22 protein-coding genes and 5 pseudogenes are annotated in these 25,939 nt (G+C 68.3%); 12 read left to right on the top strand and 15 right to left on the bottom strand.

All coding sequences use genetic code 11. The annotated features are described in order from the left end of the window. Positions 1-354: 354 nt before the first annotated feature. The 3 genes and pseudogenes from IE318_RS46670 to IE318_RS32345 all read left to right on the top strand — a co-directional run. A pseudogene (locus IE318_RS46670) lies at positions 355-519 on the top strand (transposase); the annotation flags it as partial. 11 nt (positions 520-530) lie between these two features. Continuing rightward, positions 531-1,031 (top strand): annotated as a pseudogene (locus IE318_RS32340) (transposase); the annotation flags it as partial. 264 nt (positions 1,032-1,295) lie between these two features. After that, positions 1,296-2,141, top strand: coding sequence for a menaquinone biosynthetic enzyme MqnA/MqnD family protein (locus tag IE318_RS32345; RefSeq protein ID WP_189906058.1), 846 nt, complete (start codon positions 1,296-1,298; stop codon positions 2,139-2,141). Between the two features lie 463 nt (positions 2,142-2,604). Here IE318_RS32345 and IE318_RS46675 read toward each other — a convergent pair. From IE318_RS46675 to IE318_RS46680, 3 genes and pseudogenes are all read right to left on the bottom strand, one after another. After that, positions 2,605-2,691, bottom strand: a pseudogene (locus tag IE318_RS46675) (IS5/IS1182 family transposase); the annotation flags it as partial. 92 nt (positions 2,692-2,783) lie between these two features. Beyond that, positions 2,784-3,965 carry a PucR family transcriptional regulator gene (locus tag IE318_RS32350; RefSeq protein ID WP_189906060.1) on the bottom strand — a complete coding sequence of 394 codons (1,182 nt, stop codon included), beginning with the start codon at positions 3,963-3,965 and terminating at the stop codon, positions 2,784-2,786. Positions 3,966-4,023: 58 nt separating this feature from the next. Then, a complete protein-coding gene (locus tag IE318_RS46680) occupies positions 4,024-4,332 on the bottom strand; it encodes a hypothetical protein (protein ID WP_189906062.1) in 309 nt (102 codons plus the stop codon). Positions 4,333-4,636: 304 nt separating this feature from the next. Between IE318_RS46680 and IE318_RS32360 the strand changes: the two genes are divergently transcribed. Next, positions 4,637-5,419: a FadR/GntR family transcriptional regulator gene (locus IE318_RS32360; protein WP_030181674.1), complete on the top strand. Its 783-nt coding sequence runs from the start codon at positions 4,637-4,639 to the stop codon at positions 5,417-5,419. Here IE318_RS32360 and IE318_RS32365 read toward each other — a convergent pair. From IE318_RS32365 to IE318_RS32400, 8 genes are all read right to left on the bottom strand, one after another. Beyond that, a complete protein-coding gene (locus IE318_RS32365; RefSeq protein ID WP_189906064.1) occupies positions 5,404-6,240 on the bottom strand; it encodes an amidohydrolase family protein in 837 nt (278 codons plus the stop codon). The genes IE318_RS32360 and IE318_RS32365 overlap by 16 nt on opposite strands. Beyond that, positions 6,237-6,575 carry an L-rhamnose mutarotase gene (locus IE318_RS32370; RefSeq protein ID WP_189906065.1) on the bottom strand — a complete coding sequence of 113 codons (339 nt, stop codon included), beginning with the start codon at positions 6,573-6,575 and terminating at the stop codon, positions 6,237-6,239. The genes IE318_RS32365 and IE318_RS32370 overlap by 4 nt, the downstream gene beginning before the upstream one ends. Then, positions 6,572-7,753, bottom strand: coding sequence for a mandelate racemase/muconate lactonizing enzyme family protein (locus tag IE318_RS32375; protein WP_189906067.1), 1,182 nt, complete (start codon positions 7,751-7,753; stop codon positions 6,572-6,574). The genes IE318_RS32370 and IE318_RS32375 overlap by 4 nt, the downstream gene beginning before the upstream one ends. Positions 7,754-7,784: 31 nt before the next feature. Further along, the gene (locus IE318_RS32380) at positions 7,785-8,687 is read right to left on the bottom strand and encodes a carbohydrate ABC transporter permease (protein ID WP_229903890.1); all 903 of its coding nucleotides are present in this window, start codon (positions 8,685-8,687) and stop codon (positions 7,785-7,787) included. 2 nt (positions 8,688-8,689) lie between these two features. Beyond that, positions 8,690-9,643 (bottom strand): carbohydrate ABC transporter permease, encoded by a 954-nt coding sequence (locus IE318_RS32385; RefSeq protein ID WP_189906071.1) that lies wholly within the window; start codon positions 9,641-9,643, stop codon positions 8,690-8,692. A 1-nt stretch (position 9,644) separates the two neighbouring features. Further along, a complete protein-coding gene (locus IE318_RS32390; protein ID WP_189906073.1) occupies positions 9,645-11,015 on the bottom strand; it encodes an ABC transporter substrate-binding protein in 1,371 nt (456 codons plus the stop codon). 945 nt (positions 11,016-11,960) lie between these two features. Continuing rightward, positions 11,961-12,722, bottom strand: a complete 762-nt coding sequence (locus IE318_RS32395) for an SDR family oxidoreductase (RefSeq protein ID WP_189906075.1) — start codon at positions 12,720-12,722, stop codon at positions 11,961-11,963. Further along, entirely contained in the window at positions 12,719-13,738 is a 1,020-nt protein-coding gene (locus IE318_RS32400; protein ID WP_030181650.1) for a (R,R)-butanediol dehydrogenase, read from the bottom strand. Before IE318_RS32400 ends, IE318_RS32395 begins: the two co-directional genes overlap by 4 nt. Positions 13,739-13,879: 141 nt before the next feature. On the opposite strand from IE318_RS32400, the gene IE318_RS32405 reads away from it, so the two are divergent. The 3 genes and pseudogenes from IE318_RS32405 to tpg all read left to right on the top strand — a co-directional run. Then, positions 13,880-14,875 carry an aldo/keto reductase gene (locus tag IE318_RS32405; RefSeq protein ID WP_189906143.1) on the top strand — a complete coding sequence of 332 codons (996 nt, stop codon included), beginning with the start codon at positions 13,880-13,882 and terminating at the stop codon, positions 14,873-14,875. 356 nt (positions 14,876-15,231) lie between these two features. Then, complete coding sequence (locus IE318_RS32410) at positions 15,232-17,643, top strand: right-handed parallel beta-helix repeat-containing protein (protein WP_189906077.1); 2,412 nt, start codon at positions 15,232-15,234, stop codon at positions 17,641-17,643. A 231-nt stretch (positions 17,644-17,874) separates the two neighbouring features. After that, positions 17,875-18,237 (top strand): annotated as a pseudogene (tpg, locus tag IE318_RS32415) (telomere-protecting terminal protein Tpg); the annotation flags it as partial. Positions 18,238-18,613: 376 nt separating this feature from the next. On the opposite strand, the gene IE318_RS32420 reads toward tpg, so the two are convergent. After that, positions 18,614-19,162: a GNAT family N-acetyltransferase gene (locus tag IE318_RS32420; RefSeq protein ID WP_189906079.1), complete on the bottom strand. Its 549-nt coding sequence runs from the start codon at positions 19,160-19,162 to the stop codon at positions 18,614-18,616. A gap of 58 nt (positions 19,163-19,220) precedes the next feature. On the opposite strand from IE318_RS32420, the gene IE318_RS32425 reads away from it, so the two are divergent. Then, positions 19,221-19,364: a hypothetical protein gene (locus IE318_RS32425; RefSeq protein WP_189906081.1), complete on the top strand. Its 144-nt coding sequence runs from the start codon at positions 19,221-19,223 to the stop codon at positions 19,362-19,364. 90 nt (positions 19,365-19,454) lie between these two features. Here IE318_RS32425 and IE318_RS32430 read toward each other — a convergent pair whose 3' ends face one another. Continuing rightward, complete coding sequence (locus IE318_RS32430) at positions 19,455-20,156, bottom strand: hypothetical protein (protein ID WP_229903892.1); 702 nt, start codon at positions 20,154-20,156, stop codon at positions 19,455-19,457. A 449-nt stretch (positions 20,157-20,605) separates the two neighbouring features. Beyond that, positions 20,606-21,244 (bottom strand): hypothetical protein, encoded by a 639-nt coding sequence (locus IE318_RS32435; protein ID WP_189906083.1) that lies wholly within the window; start codon positions 21,242-21,244, stop codon positions 20,606-20,608. Positions 21,245-21,830: 586 nt separating this feature from the next. Between IE318_RS32435 and IE318_RS32440 the strand changes: the two genes are divergently transcribed. From IE318_RS32440 to IE318_RS32455, 4 genes and pseudogenes are all read left to right on the top strand, one after another. Then, positions 21,831-22,187: a hypothetical protein gene (locus IE318_RS32440; protein WP_189906084.1), complete on the top strand. Its 357-nt coding sequence runs from the start codon at positions 21,831-21,833 to the stop codon at positions 22,185-22,187. A 675-nt stretch (positions 22,188-22,862) separates the two neighbouring features. Beyond that, complete coding sequence (locus IE318_RS32445) at positions 22,863-23,615, top strand: PLP-dependent aminotransferase family protein (RefSeq protein ID WP_189906086.1); 753 nt, start codon at positions 22,863-22,865, stop codon at positions 23,613-23,615. Further along, positions 23,603-24,004, top strand: a complete 402-nt coding sequence (locus IE318_RS32450; RefSeq protein ID WP_189906088.1) for a pyridoxal-dependent decarboxylase — start codon at positions 23,603-23,605, stop codon at positions 24,002-24,004. Before IE318_RS32445 ends, IE318_RS32450 begins: the two co-directional genes overlap by 13 nt. 102 nt (positions 24,005-24,106) lie before the next feature. Then, positions 24,107-24,930, top strand: a pseudogene (locus IE318_RS32455) (HARBI1 family protein). Positions 24,931-25,626: 696 nt separating this feature from the next. On the opposite strand, the gene IE318_RS32460 reads toward IE318_RS32455, so the two are convergent. Then, the gene (locus IE318_RS32460; RefSeq protein ID WP_229903894.1) at positions 25,627-25,797 is read right to left on the bottom strand and encodes an integrase core domain-containing protein; all 171 of its coding nucleotides are present in this window, start codon (positions 25,795-25,797) and stop codon (positions 25,627-25,629) included. Positions 25,798-25,939 lie beyond the last annotated feature (142 nt).

Consider the following 25,939-nt stretch of genomic DNA (forward strand, 5'->3'; position numbering starts at 1 on the left):
GGACAGGCAAATCCCGCCTCGTCGCCGAGGTCCTGCACCGCCTCACCACAGACCCCGGCAACCAGCGGCCGTGGAGCGGAGGCTTCCTCGCCGACCACCCCAGCCACACCAACTACCAGGTCGGGCGACGAGCCGGTCACGGACGACGAGGCAGTTATCCGTCGTCGCGGAAGAGTCGGGTCAGGCCACTTGGATGGAAGCAGAGTCTGGTTGGGGCAAGCCCTCGACCCAATTCGCGTGAGCCGGTAGCCGGGCTGGCCACGCCGGGCGGAGGGGGGCGAGGCGCTTGACCCCGGATCTTGGACACCCGAGACACTTGGATCTTGAGTTCAAGAGAACGGATGTCCCGTGGTCATGAAGCACTATCCGCCGGAGTTCAAGGCGGACGCGGTCGCGTTGTACGAGTCGCGGCCGGAGACGACGATCAGGTCGGTCGCCGCTGATCTGGGGGTGAACCCGGAGACGTTGCGGAACTGGGTCCGGGCGGCCGGAGCGAGCCGGCCACGGGGACGCCGGGCGGAGGCGCCTGCCGAGCCGCCCACGCCGCTGGAGGCGGAGAACGCGGCCCTGCGCAAGAAGGCAACGGCCGCAAGCGGCACCTGGTCGTGGACACCAAGGGCCTGCCGCTGTTCGTCATGGTCACCCCGGCCGACATGACCGACCGCAACGCGGCCAAGGAAGTGCTGTTCCGGCTGCGGCTGATGCACCCCGAGTTCACTATCGTCTGGGCAGACCCCGCTTATGCCGGACAGCTCGTGACCTGGGCGAAGACTTACCTGAACCTGACGCTCAAGACCGTCAGCCGCCTCAAGGACGCCTCCGGGTTCGTCGTGCTGCCCCGGCGCTGGGTCGTCGAACGCTCCCACGCCTGGGTCATGCACGCCTGCCGGCACGCACGCGACTACGAACGGCTCATCCAGCACTCGGAATCACCCATCACCTGGGCGGCCATCACCCTGATGACCAGGCGGATCACCCGGCGATCCTCCCGCAGGAACGGACAATCCGCCTCCCGCGAAGCTAGCCGGGACTGATCATTTCCATGGGCAGGAGCATCACCTCCGCTCTGCCGCGGCCCGGGACGCCAACTGTCCCACCGCTGGCCACGGACTGTTTGCGGCGTCACCTGTCCGGAACGCCCCCTCCCCCAGGAATGCCACGATCAGGCGGGCGTCGCCCTGCCCACAGCGCTGCGGCCCTCGGCCACACGACGGTCCAGCACGTGCGGGGCACTGGCAGCCGGGGGGCAGGAAGACGGCCGCGGGGCGTTCAGAGCGGGACTTAAGATGATCTGCATGACGTCCTCCAGCCAGATCCGTCAACCGACGAGGCGACCGCGGGTCGGGCGCAGTGCATTCCTGACATGCACCCCCCTGTACTGGGGCTTGGCGCGGAGCACCGCCCTGTTGGACATCGACCTTGTCCAGGACACACCCGACCGGCTGACGGGACGGTTGCTCTCCGGCGACCTGGACGTCACCTCGATCTCATTGGTCGAGTATCTGCGGCACAGCGATGACCTCGTGATGCTGCCCGACATCGCCGTCGGAAGTGACGGGCCGATCCAGTCCTGCGCGATCGTCACGAAAGTGCCGCTGAGCGCGCTGGATTGCCGCACGGTCGCACTCGCAACGACCAGTCCCACCTCCGCACAGATGGCCCGGCTGCTGTTGGAGCAGCACTACGGGGTCACTCCGAGGTATGTGACGCGGCCGCCTGATCTTGAGGTCATGCTGGATTCTGCCGATGCCGCCGTTGTGACCGGGGACGCCGCCCTGGCGGCGACGATGAACCGGCCCGTCTCTCCCGGTGTTCGGGCGTACGACCTGGGTGAGCTGTGGAGACGCTGGTCAGGGCTGCCTTTCGTACTGGCCGTGTGGGCGGTACGGAAGGAGACAGCGGGGCGGCAGCCGGACATCGTCGGCATGGTGCACCGCAGTCTGCTGGCCGCGCGCGGCCTCGCGCGGAGTGAGTCCCGCGAGCTTGCCGACCGGGCGGCCGTCTGGGAGCCCTTCACCGCCCCGATGCTGCAGGACTTCTTCACCCGGACTCTCGCCTTCTCCCTCGGGAAGCGCGAACGGCTGGGGCTGAGCGAATTCGCGCGCCGTTCGGGATATGTCACGGCTACTCTCCCCTCTTAGCTCAGCCTGGGCCTCGGAAAGCATTCCAAGGGCAGGAGCATCACCTCGGCCCTGCCGCGGCACGGGAGACCGAGGCAGGGCGTCAACTGCTGGAGCGGGTGGCCCCCGGCCATGTCGAGACCGTATGACAAGCGGTCTTCGACGCTTGACGCCCGATCAAGTGCGCCAGTTCGCGGAGGTCGGCGAGGCGATCAACATCTGCCGACATTCACATATCTGCCGTCGCCGTGGACCTCTGACGTCGTGCAGCTTCATTGGACACCAGTATCACCACGTGTCGCCGGGGAAGATGTGCCGACGGCAGGGCGGGAAACGCAGCCACATCGTCTGCCGGACAGTCGGCGTGGTGAAGTGAGGGGCTCCTCGGAAGGGGGACTTGGTGTCCAGGTGTGTCCCTTCGGCGGCCTCAGCCCCTGGCCTGCCTCGTCCTCGAAGCAGATGTGGATGGCGTCCCTTGACGTGTGACATGCTCGACCAGCTCATGCGGGACGTCGGGCGTGGCACGATACGGGACCGAGCGAGGCTCCTCGGACGAAGCTGGTGCGTAGAGAACACCACCGCAACGACCAGGAGCCTCGCCTCGTCACACCACCCCGCTGACCTGCACCATCACCCGTGCAGGGCAGGATGAAAACGGTTCACTCAGAGCGTCGGCAGGCCGAGCGCGATGATGGTGGACGACAGTCCTTGCCAGGTGCGTACGTCCCAATCGGTGATTTGCTGCCAGCGCTGCAGGCGGTACTTCACGGTGTTCGGATGCACGTGCAGGACGCGGGCGGTCGCGGTGAGTGAGAAGCCGTTCTCGGCGAACTTGAGCACTGTCTCTGCCAGGTCAGGGTGTTGTTGCGCGGCCTGTCGGCGCGGCTCGAGCAGCACCGCGAAGCGCTGTGCGGTGGGCGCCAAGGTGGCGAGCAGCCAGTGGTCGGCAAAGGATTTCACCTGTCCCGGATCCGCTAGCGACAGCGCCGCTCTCGCGTCCGCCATGCTCATCGCGGCGCCGGCGAGCCCGGTCCGCGGCAGGCCGATGCCGAAGCTCGCATCAGGGTTCTGCCGCTGGGCCGCTTCGACCACGGCCTGCGACGAGATGCCCTGGACCAGGGCGATCATGAGGTTGCCGCGGGTCGCGCAGCGCAGCGTGCCCGGCCATCGGTGGTGCCGCAGATCCATCATGCGCTCGTCGGGCCAGTCCTCGGCCGGTGAGCACAGCGCCTGGAACTCGCCGGCCGGGTCGAAGGTGAGGGCGGCAGCCAGTTGCTCGAGGTCGACACCTGCGGGCGCGGCGGAGGCAAGGCCGTCGAGGAACTGGTGGGTCAGCCGCAGGAGCGTGGCATCGGCGGCGCGGACGGCGACGCCGTACGCCTCGGCGGCCGCGCTGCTGGAATGCTGCACCCACGTCCAGACCATCCCGACGATCGAGACGAGTTGCGCGCCGGCCCGGGTGTCGTGCGACTGCGCGCGGGCGAGCAGTACGTTCCACATCTCGCGATAGCCGACGTGGTAGGCCTCGACGAGGGCGTGCAGCGGCAAGCCGGTGGCCGCGCGTTCGGCTCCGAGGGCAAGCGCGGCCTCGACCTCTTCGCGGGTGGGCGAGCGGCGTGCGGCCAAGCCGGTCAGCAGTCCCTGGTAGTGGCGGGTGACGTCGCGTTCCTGCTGCTCGCGGTCCACGATCTGATAGCTCGGGACCTCGAGCCGTATGCGGTTCACGATCTTCGGGATCACCGTGGGCAGTTCTGCGGCGAGTGATTCGCAGAGTTCGACGACGGGCTGCCACACCGCGTCGGTGTCGGCCTGCGCCCCGCCCCCTTCGGTCACGGACTCCACCATCGCCCCTCCCGATGTGGCGCGCCAACGCGGGCGGGCCTAGTCGGTGACCTTGAGTCGGTCACCCGGGAAGGTACGTCATCCGTATTCCGCGAGGCACCCCGCCCCAGGCCGATCGACAGGTCTTGAGCATTGCTCGGCATCCAACTGGGCCAAGCCGTACCCGGGTCGCGGCGTCGAGGGCGACCACGCGGTTCTGGCCGTTGACGGCGGCGTACATGGTGGAGCCGTCGGCCGAGAAGCCGGCCGCGACCGACAGCGCCTGGTGGCCGCCGCTCGCCGCGATCGTGATGTCCTGCGGGTTGGACAGCGTGCCGTCCGCGTTCACGGCGAACTTGGTGCAGCCGTTGCCCCGGCCCAGCCAGAGCACTTGCCGTCGGGCGAGTACACGGGACCTTCCTGGCCCACGTCGCGGCGCTGATTCTCAGCTCGTCGGCCGCGTTGGTGCCGATGCGCTGGACCACCTTCGAGGACTTCAGGCCCACGATGACAAGCGCCGCGTCACCGTCGGTGACCGAGGCCGCCATGAAGGCGCCGTCGGGGCTGTCCGTGGACGACATGATCTTGCCGTTGTCGATGACCCGGCGGTCACCTGTATGGGGCGAGCGTCGACGACGTGTCGTGAGCCAGGAACCTCTTCGACAGCGGATTGCTTGCGCGATAAGGTCATACGTATGGCAACCGAGTCGCAATCCGCAACCCGTCTGATCCCGCGACGCCTGCCTGCCAGCCGTTTGGGTGTTGCAGTCGTTTCCGAGCTCGTCGACCTCATTGTGACGGGCCAGTTGAAGGAAGGCGAGTTGCTGCCCCCGGAGGGTCCGCTGAGCGAACACTTCGGCGTGAGTCGCACGGTGCTGCGTGAATCGGTGAAGCGGCTCGAGGAGAAGGGCCTTGTGATCGTTTCCCAGGGTCGAGGCACCCAGGTGCGGGCGCCGGGCTACTGGAACATGCTCGATCCGGTGGTGCTGTCCGCGTTGATCGACAACGATGAGACGCTCGGTGTCCTTGACGAGCTGACGATCGTGCGGGCGAGCCTCGAGTCGGCGATGGCGGGCGCGGTTGCCGGTTCTCGCAGCGCAGATGAGTTGAGGAGGCTGGAGAACGCGTTGACCGCGATGCGTGAAAGCGAGTCCGAGACGGACTCCTTCCGGCAGGCGGATGTGGTGTTCCACTACGCGCTCATGGAGATCTCCGGCAACCGGCTGGCGGAGAACATCGCCAAGCATCTGTACAAGCGGGCCGTGGAGTCCAGCCGCTACCAGGGCATCAACCCCCCTGACGCGGTCGAGCTGACGCTGCAGGAACACGCGGCGATCCTGGATGCCATCTCCAGGAAGGACGTCGCCGCCGCTCAGAAGGCGATGCACGATCACATCCACGTCTCGTGGGAGCGCCGCCGGCTGCCCGACCACGCGCCGAGGGCGCGCGGCCGGGCGCTCGATCAGGACAGCGAGTAGACGTCGGCGGCGTTGCCGCCGAACACCCGCGCGCGTTCCGAGGGGGAAAGCCCCTCCAGCAGCGTCTCCAGAGCGGACTTCCAGGGCGCCGCTCCGCCGCCCAGTTCGGCCAGCGGCCAGTCGGAGCCGTAGAGCAGACGGTCGGCGCCGAAGTGTCCCAGAGCGATCATCACCGGGGCGGCGAGATCGTCCGCGCGCCATGATCCGGGGGCGAGGCCCGACGTGAGTCCCGAGACCTTCGCGACGACATTCGGCTGCCGCGCGAGCTCCCGCAGTCGCGCCGTCCATGTTGTCCTGTCTTGCCCGGGTCCGGGCGGACCGCCCAGGTGATCGAGCACGAAGCGGAGGCCGCTGTGGCGCGCGGCCAGACGCGTCGCCTGCGGGAGCTGCCACTCACGCACGACGAGGTCGAAGCAGAGGCCCTCCCGCTCGAGGACGGCGAGGCCCGCACCGATCTCCTTGCGCGTCATCCACTCCGGGTCCGGGTCGATGTGGACCAGATGCCGCACCCCGACGACGGGGACAGCGGCGTTCTCGCGGATCCGGTCGAGCTGGGGTCCGACCTCCGCCGCGAGATCGACCCACGCGACGAGGCCGGCGACGGCTGGCGAGTCCAGCCCGGCGAGCCGGATGCTCTCGTCGAGGCTGTTGCTCGACTGCACCACCACGGCACCGTCGAGACCGGTCGAGTCCAGCATCGCGCTCAGATCGGGGGCGCCGAAGTCGCGGGCGATCGGCGCCATGGTCTCCGGGTCGATCCAGTCCTGCGGGTCCACGGCCCGGTTCCACAGGTGCACGTGGGCGTCGATGCCGGCATTCATGCGAGGTGCCACACTTCGTCGATGGGCTGCCACAGCGCCCCGGGATCACGCTCCTCCGCGATTCTCACCTGGCACGGGTCGGTGTGCGTCCACCATTCCTGCGAATCCGGGTCCTCGGCGATCCGCCGCATGTCCGCCTCGTGATCGTCGCCGACGTACTCGTAGTAGGCGAAAAGGATGTCGCCGAAGATGAAGATGCTGTAGTTGCGCACGTTGCACTCGGTGAGCTTGCGCTCGACGCTCGGCCAGACGGCACGGTGCAGCGCCAGGTACTCCTCGCGCTTGTCGGGCCGCACACCTACGACGAAGGCCCTGCGCTCGGGTCGACGGGTCATCGGGTTCGGCCTCCGCGGTGCGTCGGGTCGTCGATCACGTCTGGTTCGGCCACCAGCCGCAGGGCGGCGCGTTCGGGCCGGATGTGCGGTCCGGTCGCCGCGGGCCGGGGCGCAGCGGCGTCGGCCGGTGACATCTGGGACTCGTCGACGACGATCCCGATGCCTGGGCGATCGCCCAGGACGATGCCTCCGTCGTCGAACTGCTGGTCGACGTCGAGACCGACGGGGAAGTGAAGGTCCTGGACTTCGAAGGTCAGCAGGTTCGGTACGGCGGCGGCGGCGTGCGCCACCGGGTTCGCGTTGTACGCCACGGGGCTCACCGGCAGGTCGTGGGCGTGCGCGAGCGTCGCGACGCGGAGGAGGTGGGTGATCCCCCACACGTTGCCGACCTGCACGATGTCGACCGCGTTGGCGTCGAGCAGAGGGCGGTACTGCTCCAGCCCGGTCAGGTTCTCGCCGCTTGCGATCGCCGCCCGCACCTTCCCGCGCAGCGCGGCCATTCCGGCCGCATCCCATCGGCGCAGCGGTTCCTCCACCCAGGTGAGGTCCATGCGCTCTTCGATGGCCGCGACATACCGGGCCGCCTGGGCGTGGTTCCACGACTCGTTGGCGTCGAACATGAGCGCCGGCCGGCGGGAGTTGCGGCTGAGGACGTCGCGCATGATCTCCAGCCGGGGCAGGTCGCGGTCGAGGTCGCGGCCGCCCTTGAGCTTGCCGGCCTTGAACCCTCGGTCCGCGAACCGGCCGTAGAGGACGGCGAGGTCCTCGTCGGTCAGGCCGTACTCGAGACCGGACGCATACCCAGGGACGAAGCGCTCGCGGGCCCCGAGGGTCCGCCAGAGCGGCTCGTCGGCAGCCTTGGCCTTGATGTCCCAGAGGGCCATGTCGACGGCGCCGATGGTGCCGAAGGTGGATCCCGAGTGACCGGCCTTGAACACCCAGTCGAGCATGCGGTCGTAGAGCGCCATGACCGAGCGCGGGTCGTCGCCCTCGATCGCGGGGAAGACACGGGCGATGTCGGCATGGGCCCCGAGGCCCACTCCCTCGATTCCGCTGTCGGTCTCGATGATGAGGACAGGGACCGGCGTGGCGTGGCCGGGCTGGACGCCGTTGACGTCCCCGGTGATTCTGCCCCAGTCGTGAACGGTGTTCAGACTGCGGTACCCGGTGATCTTCATCGGCGATGGTTCTCCTTGCAAGTGCGAGTGGTCATTCCTTGGTTCCTCCGGCTGTCATGCCTGCGACCAGGAATCGCTGGGAGAACAGGAAGACGACCAGGACGGGCAGGATCGACACGATCGTCCCCAGCGCCAAGGTGGGCAGCTGGACGGAGTCGGATCCCGCGGAGCTGGGATTGAAGGCCGGGGTTGACGCCAGGAGCGAGGTGAGCCCGACCTGGATCGGATAGCCGTCGCTCGAAGGCAGCATCACGAACGGGAGGAAGAAGTTGTTCCAGTTCTGTACGAAGCTGAAGAACGCCACCAGGGCGACGATCGGGGCGGCCAGCGGAAGGGCGACCCGGGTGAAGACCTGGAACCCGTTGCAGCCGTCGATGCGCGCGGCGGCGAGGATGTCGCGAGGGATGCTGGTCGAGAAGTAGATGTAGGTGAGATAGACGCCGAACGGGAAGAACGACATGGGCAGGATCACCGACAGCGGGCTCCCGATCAGGCCGACGCTGTTCAGTTCGAGGAAGATGGGCAGCACCAGTGCGGTGTTGGGGATCAGCATGACGACGAGCGTCAGCACCAGCAGCGCCTGCCGAAGCCTGAACTCCGTGAGCGCGAGGGCGTAGCCGGCGGGGATGCTCACGACAAGCGTGATCACCAGAGCGCCGATCGCGTACAGCGCGGAGTTCCCGATCCAGGTCGTCACCGCACCGTCCTGGAAGTCGAACAGCTGGTGCCAGTTGGCGACGAGGTCCGACCACGACCCGAGCGAGAACGGGTCCGCGACGACGAGAGACTTCGAGGACTTCCCGACCGCGAGGAGCAGCCAGACGATCGGGACGGCGAAGAACAGGACGAAGACGGCGAGGAGGACGCCTACGATGGACCGGCCGCTCCACCCGCTGAGGCTCGGCCGGCGGCGTGCGGCGGAGAGTGCTGCCATGGTCATTCCTTCTCGAACAGGCCGCCGCGGGTCACGAACACCCAGGACAGCAGGAGTGCGACGACCAGCAGGATCAGCGAGATCGCGGCCGCGCCGTTGAAGTCGTTCTGCTGGAAGGCGTACTGGTAGGCCAACTGGTTGAGCGAGTAGTCGTTCGGCACCACCGCGTTGCTGGCCTGGCTGAGCAGTTGCGGTTCGACGAACAGCTGGGTGCCGGCCGCAAGTGACATGACGCCCATGTATGCGACCCACTTGCGCAGCATCGGAAGCTGGATCCGCAGCGCGATCTGGACGGCGTTCGCACCGTCGATGCGTGCGGCCTCGATCACCTCGGTGCTGATGTTGTTGAGGGCGCCGTGCATGATGAGGATCCATCCGCCGGCTCCGGTCCAGAACGCGATGATCGCGAAGATCGCCGGAAGGTGGCCGGGCTGGATCACCTGCACGAAGCTGTCGAACCCCATGGCCTTGAGCAGACCGCTGACCGGGCTCGCTGTCGGATCGAGGACGAAGAGCCACAACAGGACGCTGGACGCGCCCGCGAGCGCGCCGGGCAGGTAGTAGACGAAGCGCAGGGTCGTGCTCACCCATCGCACGCCGATGGCGTGGACCACCAGAGCCAGGCCGACGACGAACACGACCAGGCCGAGGAGCCAGATGATGAGATAGGTGGTCACGTGGAACACGGCCGGCCAGAACCGGAAGTCGCCGACGACCGTGGTGAAGTTGTCGATGCCCGCGAATCCGCCGTCGGCGTTCGTGAAGGCCAGGACCACGGCGTAGAGCGACGGCGCGATCCCGAAGACGACGGTGAGCAACGTGTAGGGCGAGACGAAGAGATAGCCGATCGGACTGCGAGCGGAGGCGCGGCCGGCCGCCCGGCCGCTGCCCCGGCCCGGCCGCCGACGCCCGGAGGCGTCAGCGGCCGGCCGGCCACTCGGAGGAGCCAGGGTCATGTCAGTTCACCTTGTATCCGTTGACCTTGGCCTGGTTCTCGATGGCCGTCTGCCAGGTCGGCAGCAGGTCCACGATCGACTTGCCGCCGGTGATCCCCGGGGTGATGGTCTTGGCCCAGATCGCCTCCTGGCTGAACATGGGGTAGCCCCAGCCGTCCCAGACCTGCGACGCCGCGGTCACCACCGGCTGCAGCGAGGTGGCGTAGTACTTGCTCGCCTCCTGCTTGGCGACCCACTTCTGTGCGGCGGGCGCGTACGCCGGGTAACCCGGTGCGACGTCGACCTGGTACTCGTCGGCGGTGGTGACGAACTGGACGAACTTCTCAGCGGCCTTCAGGTTCTTCGAATGGCTGGAGACGAACCAGGTTCCGCCACCCACGTTGCCCGTCACCGGCCCGCTCTCGCCCTTCCACGGCAGCGGCGCGGCGACGCCGAGCTGGCCGGCCGGCACGTTGAGCGACTGGGGGTTGTTGAAGATCGCGCCGGCGTACCAGGCCGGACCCGGCATCATCAGCACCTTGCCCGAGTACTTCTTCAGGAACTCGGGGGTGAACACGCTGACCGTCGGAACGGTTCCGTTGTCACGGAGGGCGTCGAGCAGCGAGGCCGCCCGCTTGCACTCGGTCGAGTCGGTCTTCACGGTGAGGGACTTGGGGCCGGGCACGTCATTGGCCTGGCACTTGCTCCCCCACATGAACACCTCGGGCGTCCAGGCGTCGCCGGCCGTTCCGATGATGTAGCCGGGGTGCTCCTTGGCGACCTTCTCCCCGAGCGCCTGGTACTCCTCCCACGTGGTGGGGACGGCGTAGCCGAACTTGTCCAGCAGGGACTTGTTGTACCAGAGCACCGCCTGGGCGAGGTCGTTGCGCAGGCAGTACACGTGGCCGTCCACCGTGCAGGGGTTGAGCGAGCCTTCGGTGAAGTTGCCGAGCGTGTCCTTGGGGACGAGGCCCTTGTCCAGCACGGCCGCGAACGCCTGCTTGCCGCCGCTCTTCTGGCTGGCCCATGCCGCGTCGTTGTTCTGGCTGGAGAAGACGACGTCGGGCCAGCCGCTGCCGGCGCGGTCGAAGAGCTGCATCTTCGTCCGGAAGGAGTTGGACCCGTTGGCCGACCCGTCGTAGGTGACGACCTTGATCTTGGTGTTCGGGTTCGCCCTCTGGAACGCCTTCGCGGCGGCCTGCCGGTCCGCGTCCACCCAGACGGTGATCGTCGAGGAGGCCTCCTGCTTGGCCTCGGGAAAGCCGTACGCGCCGTTCGCCGCGGTGCCCCCGCCGCCGCAACCGGAGAGGGCGAGGAGCGCCGTCGCGGCGCCTATGACGGCGGCGGTCGACGTTTTACGGCGCGAGCGCACCGCAGTGTGGATTCCGGCCATGAGATGTCCTTGTCTTGTCGACTTCGTTGACGACTCCGCGCCAGGACTGTAGGGCATACGTATGATGTTTGTCATCACCTTGAGTGGCCGTTGCTGTTCCGATTTGACGGGTACGTCGAACGGCGGGCCGGTGCGGGTGGTCGCCGTCGCCCGCGGGCGTGAGGGTAGGGTCCATTGGCAGTTGGGGGCGTGAGCCGACTTGGCTCCAGGAGACCCTCTCGCCGCGTCCTACGTGCTCACAGCGGTGGAGCTCAACTCGGCCGCGTCGAAGGGGTGGTTCAGTCGCCCCCTGTCCGGGACGCGGCCCCGGGCCTGCGGACCGCGTCCGCCGGTCCGCCTCGGGCAGGCGGGCGGGGGACCGGCCGGTGTCCGCCCGGTTGCACGATCAGGGCGGGGCAGCGGAGGCCCGCTCCCACCGGGCGATGCCGGGCGCGATCCGCACAGCGGCGTCAAGTGCGGGCGGCACCCGTCGATTTTCGGCCGTAGGGCGGGGTCTGGGTGTTCCTCCGCGGCGGCCACCGGGTGACCGAGGAGTTTTACGACTGGGCTGCGCGCAGCGATCCGCGCGGGCGTGTCAGCCTCTTTGTCCGCCTGACGCCGACGGCGGTCCCGCCGGCGAAGCCCTGCGCGAGCGTGGGCCGGCCCGGCACGACGTCCGTGCCGAACACGGCGAACCGGATCCGGTGACGTGGCGCTTCCAGAGCGGTGGAACCTCGCTCTCGTGGTGTGGGGTGCGCAACGAGCCGCCGCCCGGGGCCGTCGGCTCCGACGCGTCCTGCCCCGGCCGCCTCGATGCCGAGGCGGCCGGGACCCAGGTCAACGGTGCTGTCCGTGCACCGGCCGCACCGCCGGCGTCGGCCGACTCGTGGAGGTCGCCGACGCCGGCGGCGCGAACCGGTCCCGTCGACCCCGGGGGTTGGCACGTGCCCGTCCGTCAGGCAGCCCTCATCGGCCGAGCCAGCCACCGTCGACGGGCAGAACCGTTCCGGAGACATAGCGCGCGGCGTCCGACGCCAGGAAGACGGCAGCTCCCGCGATGTCCTCCGCCGTTCCCCACCGCCCTGCCGGTATCCGCTCGAGGATCGCGCGGGACCGGTCGGGGTCGTCCTGGAGGGCCTGGGTGTTGTCCGTCGCGATGTAGCCCGGGGCGATGCCGTTCACCGTCACGCCGTGTCCGGCCCACTCGTTCGACAGTGCGCGGACCAGGCCCGCCACGCCGGACTTGGCGGCCGCGTAGCCGGGCACGTTGATCCCGCCCTGGAACGACAGCAGGGAGGCGGTGAAGACGATGCGTCCGTGCCGTGCCTCCAGCATCCGTCGCCCGAGAACCTGGCTGAGCACGAACGTGCTCGTGAGGTCGACTTCGAGCACCTCGTCGAACCACTCCACGGGGTGCTCGGCGGCCGGAGCGCGGCGGATGGTCCCGGCGTTGTTGACCAGGATGTCCACCGGGCGGTCGCCCGCGGCGAGTTGCTCGGCGAACCGGGTCACCTGCCCCCGGTCCGCGAAGTCGACGCGGTGTCCCGAGAACGCGCGGCCGAGCCGGCGCACGCGGTCGCCGATCGCCGATGACTCCGGATCGAGGGTGGCGGAGACCCCGACGATGTCGGCACCGGCAGCGGCCAGGGCCTCGGCTACGGCGAATCCGATGCCGCGCTTGGCGCCCGTCACGACAGCGAGGCGCCCGGTCAGGTCGAACGGGTTCATGACGCGCTCACCTCGACGAGCAGCTTCATCGCCTGCCCGGCCTCGAGGACGCCGAAGGCCGACTGGACCTCGGTCAGGGGCACGATGCGCGTGATGAGCTTCTCGGCCGGGATGGCGCCCTCGGCCAGGAGCTCGATGGCGCGCTCGAAGTCGTGGCGCTGGTAGACCCGTGCACCGAGCAACCTCAGCTCCCGCCAGAACACGCGGTGCAGGTCGACGGGGCGCGGTTGCGGGTGGATGGCCACCACCACGAGGGTGCCGCGGACCCTGGCCAGGCTGGTCGCGCCGAGCACGGCGGCGGCCGAGCCGGAGACCTCGAACACGACGTCCGCTCCGGCGCCGTCCGTCCACTCCGCCACCCAGGCAACCTGGTCGACCGACGAGGGGTCCAGGGTCGTCAGCCCCATCTCCTCGGCGGCGGCCCGCCGGGTGGGGTCGATCTCGGCGACCACGACCTCGGCACCGGACGCGGCGGCGACGGTGGCGATGAGAACACCGATGGGGCCCGCACCGATGACGACCGCCTTGTCGCCCGCGGCAAGTTCGGAACGCCGTACGTCGTGAACCGCCACCGCGACGGGCTCCACCAGCGCGGCGTCCCGCAGCGGGATCTCCGAGGGCAGCCGCACGAGTGTCCACGCCGGTACGTTCCAGAACTCCTGAAGGGCTCCGGGGCTGTCGATGCCGATGAAGTCCAGGTTCTGGCAGATGTGCTCGTTCCCCGCACGGCAGGCCGGACACGTGCCGTCCCAGGCCAGCGGCATGACGGTCACGGCGTCACCCACCGACCAGCCCTCCACGCCGGCGCCCAGGGCGACGACCGTGCCCGACATCTCGTGCCCGATCGTCGCCGGCTTGCTGACCCGGCCGTCCATGTCCCCATGGAACACGTGGAGATCTGTGCCGCAGATGCCGACGTAGGCCACGGCGACCCGGACCTCGCCCGGACCCGGCTCGGCCGGTTCCCGCTCCTCTACCGCCATTGTGCGCGCGCCTGTGTAACTTGCCGCCAACATACCGATCGGCTCCTCCTCGCTATGTCGCGGGCCGTTCCGGCCCACAGCCCGCGCAGCCTAGCAGCAAACATCATACGTATGCTCTAGTGATTACACTCCTCCCTCGTGACCAGCAATCCACCGCCACGCGACCACACATCCATGGAACGGACGCTGCCGACCCGGGGACTGCGCACCGGGCACCAGCTCACGGAGTTGGGCCTGGGCGCCGCCCAGTTCGGCAACCTGTTCACCGAGACGACCGACGACGAGTCGTGTCGCGCCGTCAGGGCGGCGGCCGAGGAGGGGATCCGCTACTTCGACACCGCGCCGCACTACGGCCTCGGGCTGTCCGAACGCCGCCTGGGGGACGCCCTTGGCGCGACCGCCCTGCGAGGTGCGGTCCTCTCCTCGAAGGCCGGGCGCCTGCTCGTGGACAGCCCGCAGACGAGTCACCTGCTCGACGACGACGGGTTCGTCGTGCCGGCCGCGAAGAGACGGGTCTGGGACTTCAGCCGCGACGGGATCCTCCGTTCCGTGGAGGAGTCGCTGGAGCGGCTCGGGACGGACCGGCTCGACATCGCCTATCTGCACGATCCGGACGACCACTGGGGGCCGGCGTCGTCGAGCGGGATCGCCGCCCTGGCCGAACTCCGGGACCAGGGCGTCGTCGGCGCCATCGGCGCCGGCATGAACCAGGCGGCGATGCTCGCCGAGTTCGTGAGGCGCACCGACGTCGATGTGGTGATGGTCGCGGGGCGGTTCACCCTTCTCGATCAGTCGGCGCTGGACGAACTGCTGCCCGTCGCCGCCGCCCGCGGTGTCGGCGTCGTCGCCGCGGCGGTCTACAACTCCGGCTTGCTGAGCACCAGGTCCGTGGACGGCTCGGCGACCTACGACTACGGGGCGGCGCCGCGGGCCGTCGTCGAACGCGCCGCCCGCATCGCCGCCGTCTGCGAGCGGCACGGCGTCGAGCTCCCCGCCGCCGCCGTCCAGTACCCGTTGCGCCATCCCGCGGTCGCCTCGGTGGTGACGGGGATGCGCACCGAGGAGCACGTGCGCAGCAATGTCGCTCGGTACCGGGCGGAGATCCCGGCGGCGCTGTGGGAGGAGCTGCACGTCACAGGTCTCGTCCCGGACCCGGTCCGGACGGTCTAGTCCTCCGGGATTCCAAGTCATACGTCACATGAATCTTGTCGCAAACATCATACGTATGCTAACCCTGTGTCGGGCATCAACGCCCCTATCACAGGAAGCGATCGAACATGACATCGACGTCAGACTCGACACGCTCGGTGAGCAGACGACGGAGGCTCAGAGCCGGCGCCCTCGCGGCGCTCGGCGCCTGCGCCGTCGTCGCATCAGCGCTCACTCCCCTGCAGGCGCAAGCCGCGCCTCGGACGGTGTACTTCGCGGCCCCGGACGGTAAGGACTCCGGACACTGCAGTCAGTCGCAGCCGTGCTCGCTCGAGCGGGCTCAGCATGTTGTCGGCCCGGCCGCCAAGCATGGTGACGTGACCGTTCAGCTCGCCGACGGCACCTACCGCCTTTCCGAGCCCCTGCGGTTCGGATCCGGCGACGGCGGCGGCGACCACACCGTCGAGTGGACCGCCGCCCCGGGCGCCCACCCCGTGGTCACCGGCGCCTCGAAGGTCACCGGCTGGTCCAAGTCGGCGGCGGGGTCGGGCATCTGGGAGGCGGACACCCCCAGCGGCCTCGACACCCGCCAGCTCTACGTGAACGGCGTGATCGCCCCCCGTGCCGCCATCCGCCTGGCCAACTCGGACGTCACTCCCACCGCCACCGGTCTCACCATCAAGAACCCCGCGCTGAGCTACCTCGCCACGCTCCCCGACCAGGGGCGCATCGAGTTCGAGTCGCTCGGCGACTTCACGAACCGCTACTCGCCGGTCAAGAGCATCAGTGCCACCGAGATCACCATGGCCCAGCCGGCGTGGGACAACAACACGTGGGGCTGGGACACCGTCCAGAACTCCTTCCTGGCCGGTCCGAGCTGGTACCTCGACAACTCACTGAGCTTCCTCACCCAGGTCGGCCAATGGTACATAGATCCGGGCGCCGGGAAGCTCTACTACAAGCCGGCGAGCGGGGTCGACCCCAACCAGCTCGACATCGAGCTGCCCCGCCTGCAGACACTGATCAGCATCGGCGGGACCTACGACGAGCCGGTGACCGGTCTTGCCTTCGAGGGCATCCAGTTCTCCGGAACCTCCTGGCTCGGCCCCTCGACCGACGGGTACGCGGACCAGCAGAACGGCCTCTTCATCAAGGGCGCCTACGACTACCGTCCCGCCGATGCCTTCACCAGTTGCTCGCGCGGCTGCGAGATGTTCGAACGAGCGCGCACCAGCTGGTACCAGGAGCCCGCCGCCGTGCAGGTCTCCGCCGCGAGCCGCATCTCGTTCACCGGCAACACGTTCACCAACCTCGGCCAGTCGGCGCTGGGCATCGGAAACGACGCCAACGCCACGACGACCGGCGTCGGGCTGGGCGCCAGCGACATCGACGTGGTAGGCAACCGGTTCATGGAGGACAGTGGGCACGGCGTCGCGGTCGGCGGCGTACTGCCTGACGCGCACCACCCCAGTGACCCGAGGATGACCAACCAGAACATCCTGATCGCCAACAACACGATCAATCGCGTGGCGGTGGACTACAAGGACAACAGCGGCATCCTCAGCACCTATGTCACCAACGCCCGCATCCTGCACAATGAGGTCTCCAACGTCCCCTATGACGGCATCGACACCGGCTACGGTTGGGGCATCAACGATGCCGGGGGGTCGAACGACTACGTCGACCGCGGCTACTACAAGTGGAACACGCTCTACACGACGCCGACTACGCTCAAGGACAACCGCGTCGAGGGCAACCTCGTGCACAACACGAAGGCACGCTTCGCCGACGGCGGATCGGTCTACAACCTCTCCGCCAGCCCGGGAACCGTGGTCGCCAAGAACTACCTGTTCAACATCTCGGGAGTCGGCCTGTACCTCGACGAGGGCTCGCGCTCGATGACGTATGAGAACAACGTGGTCCAGGGCGGTTCCTTCCTCTTCACCAACGCGTACAGCCTCCGCAACAACACCAGCGACAACGTCATCCAGAACAACTGGTACAACTCGGGCGGAGCCTCGACGCCGAACGCCGCGGCACACAACAACCAGCTGATCAACAACGTGAAGGTCACCGGCGCCAACTGGCCTGCGGACGCACGAGACGTGATCTGCCAGGCGGGTGTCGCGCCGCAGTACCGGACGTCGCTCAACGCGAACCAGTTCGGCTTCAGCGGGTGCGCGGTTGACGCGCCGGTCGCAGCCGGCCTCGCCACCGCCGGAGGTTCGGCCGTCAGCTCGTACTTCGGCCAGAGCGACGATGGCTTCGGGATTGCGGCGGCCGGCGCCGATGTGTGGGGCGCCGGCGGTCAACACGACGACCAGTTCGGCTCGATCTACCAGGCCGGCTCGTTCAACGCCGACTCGAGCGTGTCCACCCGGGTCGTGTCGGTCAACGACGCCAACGCCTGGGCCAAGTCCGGGGTCATGGTCCGCAACGACATGACCAAGGCGGGAGGGTCGGCTGGGTATGCCGTCGTCGCGGTCACCGCACGCAACGGCGTCGTGTTCGAGTGGGACGCAAACGGCGACGGGTACCTGGACACCGACGCCCGCGCCACCGTCGACATCTACCGTCCCATCTGGGTGAAGCTCACCCGATCGGGCACCTCGTTCAACGCCTCATACTCCTACGACGGTGCCAACTACGTCCCGATCGGTCAGCCCGTGACGTTGGCCTCGGCTGCAGCCAAGCAGGATGCGGGCATCTTCTCCACCTCCCACGACGCCACCCAGTCAGCGATCAACCAGTTTGACTCCGGCACCGTCACGACCGTGACGAAGTCGTAGGTGCCGCTCACGGTGGGTCGACGATTGGCGCGGCGAGGTCTTCTGGATCGCGCCGGCAGGCTGACGGTTCAGGTTTACGGACTCTGGTGTGCGCATGAGATGACCAGAGCACCAAGCGTGACCTGTCGTCGACCTCCCGGCCGTGCGGGTCGGGCGTACGCCCGACCCGCACGGCCTTGTGGCCCCGTGCGGTGGGCCGCATTCAATCGGTGTTCGCTACCTATGTGTTCCGACCTCGCCGCGCGTCTGAAGCACGAGGTGAAGAAGCGGTGGCAGCCTCAGATCCGCGCCAAGGCCCGTCAGAAGGCAGCGACAACCGACGGCATCGTCATCGACACCCGCGCCCGCATCGGCTACACCGCGCCGATCGGCTCCACGGACGAGGACCGGCTCCGCCATCTCACAGTGGCGCTGCCGCCGCAGTACGCCGCCCGCCTCTTCAACGCCCAGGAGCAGGGCGCCACCGATCAGGAACTGCGGGAGATCGCTGCCGAGGCTCTCAAGGAGGTGTACTTCCAGGACAACGGCCGCCGCGCAGGCCAGCTGGAGGAGGTGCGCATCACCGACATCGAGCACCTCCAGTTCGAGCTGTAGGCGCCCCGTGCATCCGCGCGCCCCGGACCAGCAGGTGAGCCGAGGCACCAACTCTTATTCCTTGGCGACCACCGTGGACCGGAGGGTATGTTCATCAAAGGCGGGGTCGTAGCGCTGGCTGACCGCGACCATGGCAGGTGGCAAGTAACGCTCTCCCCGCCCCGGGCCTCGCGGAGCGCGGACTGCCGCGCAGCCTCCCATGCCGTGGCGAGTTCGGCGAAGAACTCGCCGGAATGTGCGCGTGAGACGCCGGACAGGGCAGGATGGGAACAGGCCGTACGGGCCCAGGTCAGCTTCACAACTCACCCAACCCGTGTGGCCCTTCTCATGTCACGGCCCGACCGGGACGATCACCATGTCCGCCGAGACCGTAAAACTACCCGGCCTGAATGGCGTCTGCCGGGACCTCGAAGATGATCGTGAGTCCGTCGCGCTCGTCCCCCTGCTCGCCGATGCGCGTGAAGCCGAAGCCCTCGATGCACGCCAGGGAGGCGGTGTTGTCGGATCCGATCCTGGCGCGCACGGTCCTGACGTCGGGGTCGGCCGCGGCCCTGACGAGCAACGCCCTCAGCATGGCGCGGGCATAGCCCTGGCGGCGGTACCCGGGCACGACTGTATAGCCAACCTCGACCATGCCGGCCTCATCCGGCGGCCCGTGGAACCCGGCGTCGCCAACGACGACCCCGTCCGGCTCGGACACCGCGGCACGCGTGATCCAGGGCGCGGCAGAGGGGTCCTTGGCGAGCTGGTCGGCGCGGTAGCCAAAGATCCAGCGGGCTCGCTCACCGACGAAGTGTTCGTCAAGGGCGACCCCGGCCTCGGCGCTGCCGCCAGCGAGGTCACCGTCGGCAAGCGCCCGCAGTGCCTTTGCACTGAGCTCGACGAAACGGACGCGTTTGGGGGCGGAGAGAGGTTCGTAGTTCATCGCGGTGATGCTCACCCAGAACCGGAGAGCTGTCCACCGGTTTACGGCCTTGGCGGACATGGAGACGGCCACACGGACGTGCGACACCCACGCCGAGACCCATCTCGCGATCGCCTCACTCGTCTCCGACCGATCCGCGCAGCGGGCCACCCACCGCCGGACGAGCACCGAACTCGTCCTCGTCCGCGACACCACCCGCTGATCACCCACCAGCCCAGCACGCCCGAAGCTCAATTTCACCCAGGCCCGTTGCTTCCCACGCCCGTCCGGGCCGACACATCCATCTCCGTGTTCACCGCTCCTGCGGTGGCGGGGGCTGTCCTGGATTCGGAGTGACGAACACTGCGAGGCAGCGGAACTCGCCTCCTGGGCCATCCAGCAGCGTGTATGGGCGCCAGGCGAGCGTGTAGGCGCCGCGCAGCACTCGGGTATTGGCCGGGAAGGTGCCGCCTGCCCACAGCAACGTTCCGCTCAGCTCGCGGCCGTGGTGGATGCGGAACTCCTCGTCCCTGGTGGGCGTCCTGCGCTGCCTGGGGCGCCAGAGGGACGCCTCGTTTGTGATGAGCACGGCCAGCCCGTTCTGGTCCGCACGGTCGCAGAAGCGTTCCAGCCTTCCTACGTCCCGCAGGAACTCCCTGCGCGCGACGTCCGGCGCGTTGTGCCCACGCAAGGCGTACTCCTCGGGAGGCGTCCCTGCTGTGCCCGCCCACTGCCGGGTCACGTACTTGAACTCGACTGCCGTACGGCCCGCCGGCCCCAGGCACAGCAGGTCCAGGTACTCCGACGCGTCACTCCCGCGCACCGGTACCTCCAGCCGGCATCGGACCTCCTGCGCGACCTCGCCCACCGCGAGCGCGAAGCTGTGCTGGAGATCGGCCTCGGAGTGGAACACCGGCCGCCGCGCGCTCAGACACGCCAGGACTTCCTCCAGCGCAGCGCTACCCGCGATCATCTCCAGGTCGGCGGGCGGGGTTGTTGGTATCGGCGTGGCCATGGCGCCATTGAAGCCTGTGCGGCCTGCCCACGTCAGCCGAAGGCCGATCACCGTCGGCACAAGATCGGCCGGCATCCCTGCGCGGTGGGCGGAGCCGCGCCCGTCCCACCACGGCTTGCCCAGCTAAACGAACGCGGATCCAACCGTCGGCCTCTTCAAGCTACCCTCCGCGACGTTGCCGCACGTGCCCAAGGCACTGGAATAGCCCGTCGTCCCTGTGACCTTCACAACTTGGCATGGACGGGGCCCAGGATGTCCCCTGGGCCCCGTCAGGACTCGGCCTTCTGCCATGCCCGCGCGCCCAACCGCAGAGGAAGAAGTACCTCGTCCGTGATCACCTCGCCGCCCGCTTCACCGCAGTCGGGACCCGGCATGCCAGGTGATGGGGAGCGTCCCACGGGGTAGTGGAACGAGACCCCGTGGACGCCGATGCCGGCGCCTGCCTTGTGTCAGGCGGGCTGCTCCTGGCTGTTCTTTCCGGCTGCGGAGGCCTTCGCTACCTCAGGTGCCGTGTAGAAGACGGAGGAGCCCTGCTTGCTGCGTTGGGCCTGGTTCTTGGCCACCAGCCCTTCGAGTGTCGTGCGCACGACGGTGCTCTTGATGTCGCGCTCCGGGTGCTGCTGCCCCAGCGCGGTGGTGATCTCGGCTGCGGAGCGGGGCTCCTTCTGTGCGGTCAGGTGCTCGCGGACGATCTCAACGAGGGTGCGCTGCGCGGCCGGCGTCGTCTTGTCCGCAGCGCTCTTCGTGACGCTCTTCTTGGCAGCCGACTTCTGGGAAGTGGCGGCAGACTTCTTGGCCTGCGCCCGCTTGCCTTGGACCGGTCCGACGGTGGCCTTCTTGCGGGGTGCGGGCACAGCGCTGGCAGTACGACGGGCCGCGGACGTCTGAGATGCCGATGTCACACCCAGCGCCTGCTGGATGCTGACCAACACGGCGTGCTCCTGCTGGAGGGTGGCCAACTGCTCCTGCAGCGCGGCGAGCTCACCGCTCACACGCTCTTGCTCCTTGAGGTTGTTCTCAAGGTCAGTGGCCACCTGCGAGGCGTACTGAGTTGACAGGCCGGTAGCCGGGGTCTCGGTCTTGGACATGAGGGTTGTCGCTCCTTCAAGGTCGGCAGCCTGTTTGCTGCAAGCCACGGATGTATGCGAATCCGAACGCACGTGCCATTTGAGGTGGTGCATGGGTGCTGTTGCAGTTACTACTGCAAGCTGTTTCCCAGTGATAGTACGGAACAAAGACATGTGTTGCTCCTTTCCCGAAAGCACAAGCATCAACTGGCGAGCTGGTCGCGGTGCTTATTGCCGGGCGCAGGCAAGCATGCAGCACACCTCACCGCGTCGCCGTTCACTGCCTTTCGTTGCCAAGACTGCCGCCCGCAATAGTTGAGCGCCTGTTTCCTGCTGATCGGAGGGGCCACACGCGTCCCACCCGACTTGACCGTTGCCTTTGTCCGCAGTCCCTGCATCCACTGCGCTGAGGCCCTCCAGCCGGGGCATGCCCGGTGACCGGCCACGACGGTCATACATACGTCCGCTGCCGCAGCCGTGTCCCATGCCCGATCGGCTCGTCCGGCCGAGACCACCCTCCACTCTTCCGGCCCGCGCCGCCCCTCACTGGTTTCAGCGCGCCGCGAACGGGCGAGTTCGTGACTTGCGCCAACCTCAGGAGATCGCCATGCACCCTGGATCCGGCCTCTTCCCCATCACCAGCGAACTGTCCAACCCGTCCTTCTACAAAGCGACCGAGGCCGAGCGCGGGTTGACGATGCTCGCGCACTACGCGCACATCACCAACGGCCACCGCTACGCGGACGCTCAGGGATGGCACCCCTTCAACGAGACCGCACCGCGCTGGGCCGGTGAACTCGTCCGTGACGTCCTGTCGTATGTGCTCAGCCACGCTGGAGGCGTCGATGCAGTGTGGCGGGCCATCGAGGTACTGACGGAACTGGCCGCCACGGACGCCGGAGTCTCCGACGAGGAGGGGGCATCGCCACGGTGTTGCAGGGGACGCGGCTTGCCGCACGACTGAGCCGGATTGAGGGCGACTTCTCCAAGCACCGCGCGTTGCTCGTTCGGTTGGCCGAGCACCTTGATATGACCTCGCGCAGTTGACGACCTGCACCTGGCCAGCGGCGCCAGTGCCCTGCCCACAGATCCGTAGCACCGAGCGCTGTGGGCCGTGGCCTCGGGGTACCTCTCACCGACGCGGGTCCTGCTGCATCCGAGCGCGCGCGCTCTCAGCTACGCGGGACGGATCAATCGCGCAGCCACCTATGCCGGGTGACCGGGACACGGCACGGATGGCCCGACACGAAGAAGCCCTGGGATCAGCCCCGTGTCCGACTTTCACTGACGCGCTCAAGGTGTGCTCCCGTTCTACGGGAGCACACCGCGAGACAGCGATCCAACGGCTGGGATGTGACGGGCTGCCGCCCGCTGACGGTGGATTCCCGGTGCTTGTGTGGCGCCATGAGAGCTACATCCGTGGGGGGCGACGAGAGCCCATCCCAAAACCATCGCACGGAATCGCCGGCCGCGCGCCGTCGCACCGGCCGTCGCGGAACTGCGCCACCGCCAGGCTCGGACTGGCCACCTTCCACTACCAGGAGGATGCCGTAGACCTCGCCCGCCGTCTGTCCTGGGGGGTCTCCACACAAGCGACCGCCCTGGGCACGGCAGCCGCCAGGGCGACGGTGATGTCGGCATGACAATGGGCCAGACGCTCAGCAACTCGTCATCCTCCGGCGCACCCGAATTGACGCCCGGTGTGCTGGACGTCGACCCGGTACTGGCCATAGGCCAGGAACCGGTGGACGCGGACGCCGACCTGAAGGACCTGCTGCGATGGGCGAGCGACCTGCAGCAGGAGCAGCCCATGGTCCTTGGCTATCCCGAGGCCCTGGACTTTCGCGACCAGGACCTGGCTCCGTTGCTCGACGTCCTCGCGAACAACGTGGGCGATCCCGGGAGCCGGGATGCGAGCGGAGTTTCCGCCAAGGCGCATGAGCTCGCTGTGATCCAGTTCATGGCGGCGACGGCAGGTACCACGGTCGACGAGGTCTATGGCTACGTCACCACCGGCGGCCTGGAAGGAATCGAGCGAGGCCTGGAGCTGGCACGCGAGCGGCTGCCGCACGCCGCGGTGTACGCGTCCGACCAGGCCCACTACGGCGTCCGCAAGGCCGCTCGCCGGCTCGGCATGCGGGTGGTGTCCGTGCCGTCCCGTCCGGACGGGTCCATGGACCCAGACGAGCTGCGGCTGCGGATCGCAGTCCGCGACTACGTTCCCCTGGGCACGAGGGGGGCTCGTCGGCAGACGCCGCCCCGGCGCCATCCTGATGGCGACCTGCGGCACTACCTTCCGCGGCGCCTACGACGACGTGGCGACCCCGCGTCGTCATGCAGCCGCCGGGAGGTGAGGTCCACGTGCACGTGGAGGCTGCCATGGGCGGAGTGATCGCCGCGCACGCCCCTTCGGAACTGTCGTGGTCGATCGCCGACGGAGCCGACTCCCTCTCGATGTCCGGCCACAAGGTGATCGGCGCACCCGTGCCCTGCGGGGTTTTCCTTGCCCGCCGCGACCTCGTCGGCGGTGGGGAAGTGGGCGCAGAGTACGTGGGGGCAACCGACCGGACGTGGGGCTGCTCGCGGTCCGGCCTGGCCGTGCTGCTCCTTTGGCGTCGGCTGCGGGCCTGGGGACACCAGGGACTGCGCCACCGGGTCCAGTCCTGTCTGGACACCGCGGCGTACGCCGCCGAGACGCTCGCAACCGTGCCGCAGGCCGCTGTGGACCGCGTGCCGAACACAGTGAAGTCTTCTCGGCAACGTGACGGCTGCGGTGTGTGATCAAGCCGAGCGGCGGGATGGCGACTTGGTGTCAGACATGACTGGAACCCCTGGTAGGAACGGGTCTGCGAAGATCACGTTCCGTACAACCAGAGGCTCCACGTGGCGTCCAGCATCACCTTCACCGCCGTGCTCGATGTCCGCAGGGCGACCGCCGAGTCTCGCGAGGCTGCTGCGCGGGCACCGCGAGCAGCTCGGGACCCGCAAGGGCACCCGCGCGCTGGGCGTCTTCAAGCAGGCGGTGCTCGTGCTGCGCTGGTTCGTCGACGGTACCCGGCTGGTCCAGCTAGCCCGGGACAACGGCATCTCGGTCCCGACCGCCTACCGCTACCTGCACGAAGGGCTGACGGTGCTCGCCGACCACGCGCCCGATCTGTCCACCGCGCTGGAGCGGGCGGTGGCGGCCGGGTACACCCACCTCAACCTGGACGGCACGGTCATCCGCACCGACCGCGTGGCCGCGGCCGGCCCCAACGGCGCGGACCTGTGGTGGTCCGGCAAGCACAAGCACCACGGAGGAAACGTGCAGGTCACCGCAGCCCCGGACGGCTGGCCTCTCGGTTTCCCCCGTCCGCCCGGGCCGTGAGCACGACACCACCTGCGCACGGGCCCACGGCCTGGTCGACGCCCTGAACCGGCTCGCCGCCACCCTGGGCGTCCCCACCCTGACCGACCTCGGCTACGAGAACGCCGGGCCCGGCTTCCGCCACCCGGTCAAGAAGCCCAAGGGCGGTGAACTCGCCGAGCCCGAGCAGGCGTTCAACGCCGTGTTCCGGGGCGTCCATGCGGTCACCGAACGTGCCAACGCCCTGCTGAAGGTGACTTTCAAGGCCCTGCGCAGGGTCAGCCTCGACCCCGCAGCCATCACCCGTATCGCCCGAGCCGCCCTCGTCCTACTCCAGCTCGAGCACGGCCGCACAGCCTGAACGAAGATCACGAAACGTCACGAGACGTTACCCACGAAGATCCAATCGCTGAGCGGCGAACAGTTCCAGGTGCGCGCAGTTCGGGCAGCGAAAGGCATCGATCTGCCATTGCGGCAGGCCCCGCGTCTTGGCTATGCCCATCATGCCCCGCTCAAGGAGGCTTCCGAACCATCGCGCGTACCCGCGGGCCCCTTGGCCACTGTCACTGACAAAGCCCTGCTCAAGCCCGACCTGACCGCATTGGGTGCACCGCACGTTGTCCATCCGGGGAGTGTAAGTGGGGCCGGGAGTTGATACCGGCGAGTTTCTGTATTCGACTGTCGCGACCTCCCCAGGTCGCAGCGTTCATGAGCTGCAGGGAGTGACGTTCGTTCTTGGTCGGCGGGGACACCGGCGACGGATAAGCATGCGCGAGCTCCCCAGCCTCCGTAATGGTGAGACGCTCGGACCGACGAGCTCCCCGACGGAGATGTGGGGCAGGCGCCACTGCTCGCGACGTGCTCGGCGGTCTCCCAACGGGCATTGAGCACCGCGGCGTTGGTGACATTGGTCAACGCATGAAGCCTCTGATGCTCGGGAACGTGATCTTCGCCGACCTGCTCCTACCAAGAGCTTCACTCATGCCTGACGCCGGGTCAACGTGTCGCTGTCCAGCGGGCCGTCACGCACTGCAACCATCAGGTTGCAGAGAAGACCTCAGTGGGTCTTGAGCTTTCTGTCGTAGGCGTTCGCAGGGGTCTGGCCGGCGAGGGCGCCGTGGGGGCGATGGTAGTTGTAGTAGTCCTCCCACTCCTGGAGTTTGCTGTTGAAGAGGTTGACGTCGTCGATCCTGCAGGCTCGACAGCTCCCGCGTCGGCCGCAGCACACGGCGACCACCCTGACGCCGATCCGCCCACGATCGTCCGGCTCGCCAAAAGCCCCCAGGCTCCTATATCTGCATGAGCGTCCTGCATTGGTGGACAGGACGAGTTCGGGCCGGGCGCGCGAGAGGGACGTTCCGCCGTGGCAG

This window comes from Streptomyces spiralis (genome assembly GCF_014654675.1).
Classification (GTDB): Bacteria; Actinomycetota; Actinomycetes; order Streptomycetales; family Streptomycetaceae; genus Streptomyces; species Streptomyces spiralis.

Bases quoted from the DNA above. Each gene is read 5' to 3' on its own strand.
- IE318_RS32345 (WP_189906058.1), top strand. From the start codon at position 1,296: ATGACGTCCTCCAGCCAGATCCGTCAACCGACGAGGCGACCGCGGGTC.
- IE318_RS32350 (WP_189906060.1), bottom strand. From the start codon at position 3,965: ATGGTGGAGTCCGTGACCGAAGGGGGCGGGGCGCAGGCCGACACCGAC.
- IE318_RS32360 (WP_030181674.1), top strand. From the start codon at position 4,637: ATGGCAACCGAGTCGCAATCCGCAACCCGTCTGATCCCGCGACGCCTG.
- IE318_RS32365 (WP_189906064.1), bottom strand. From the start codon at position 6,240: ATGAATGCCGGCATCGACGCCCACGTGCACCTGTGGAACCGGGCCGTG.
- IE318_RS32370 (WP_189906065.1), bottom strand. From the start codon at position 6,575: ATGACCCGTCGACCCGAGCGCAGGGCCTTCGTCGTAGGTGTGCGGCCC.
- IE318_RS32375 (WP_189906067.1), bottom strand. From the start codon at position 7,753: ATGAAGATCACCGGGTACCGCAGTCTGAACACCGTTCACGACTGGGGC.
- IE318_RS32380 (WP_229903890.1), bottom strand. From the start codon at position 8,687: ATGGCAGCACTCTCCGCCGCACGCCGCCGGCCGAGCCTCAGCGGGTGG.
- IE318_RS32385 (WP_189906071.1), bottom strand. From the start codon at position 9,643: ATGACCCTGGCTCCTCCGAGTGGCCGGCCGGCCGCTGACGCCTCCGGG.
- IE318_RS32390 (WP_189906073.1), bottom strand. From the start codon at position 11,015: ATGGCCGGAATCCACACTGCGGTGCGCTCGCGCCGTAAAACGTCGACC.
- IE318_RS32395 (WP_189906075.1), bottom strand. From the start codon at position 12,722: ATGAACCCGTTCGACCTGACCGGGCGCCTCGCTGTCGTGACGGGCGCC.
- IE318_RS32400 (WP_030181650.1), bottom strand. From the start codon at position 13,738: ATGTTGGCGGCAAGTTACACAGGCGCGCGCACAATGGCGGTAGAGGAG.
- IE318_RS32405 (WP_189906143.1), top strand. From the start codon at position 13,880: ATGGAACGGACGCTGCCGACCCGGGGACTGCGCACCGGGCACCAGCTC.
- IE318_RS32420 (WP_189906079.1), bottom strand. From the start codon at position 19,162: ATGAACTACGAACCTCTCTCCGCCCCCAAACGCGTCCGTTTCGTCGAG.
- IE318_RS32425 (WP_189906081.1), top strand. From the start codon at position 19,221: ATGGAGACGGCCACACGGACGTGCGACACCCACGCCGAGACCCATCTC.
- IE318_RS32430 (WP_229903892.1), bottom strand. From the start codon at position 20,156: ATGGCCACGCCGATACCAACAACCCCGCCCGCCGACCTGGAGATGATC.
- IE318_RS32435 (WP_189906083.1), bottom strand. From the start codon at position 21,244: ATGTCCAAGACCGAGACCCCGGCTACCGGCCTGTCAACTCAGTACGCC.
- IE318_RS32440 (WP_189906084.1), top strand. From the start codon at position 21,831: ATGCACCCTGGATCCGGCCTCTTCCCCATCACCAGCGAACTGTCCAAC.
- IE318_RS32445 (WP_189906086.1), top strand. From the start codon at position 22,863: ATGACAATGGGCCAGACGCTCAGCAACTCGTCATCCTCCGGCGCACCC.
- IE318_RS32450 (WP_189906088.1), top strand. From the start codon at position 23,603: ATGGGCGGAGTGATCGCCGCGCACGCCCCTTCGGAACTGTCGTGGTCG.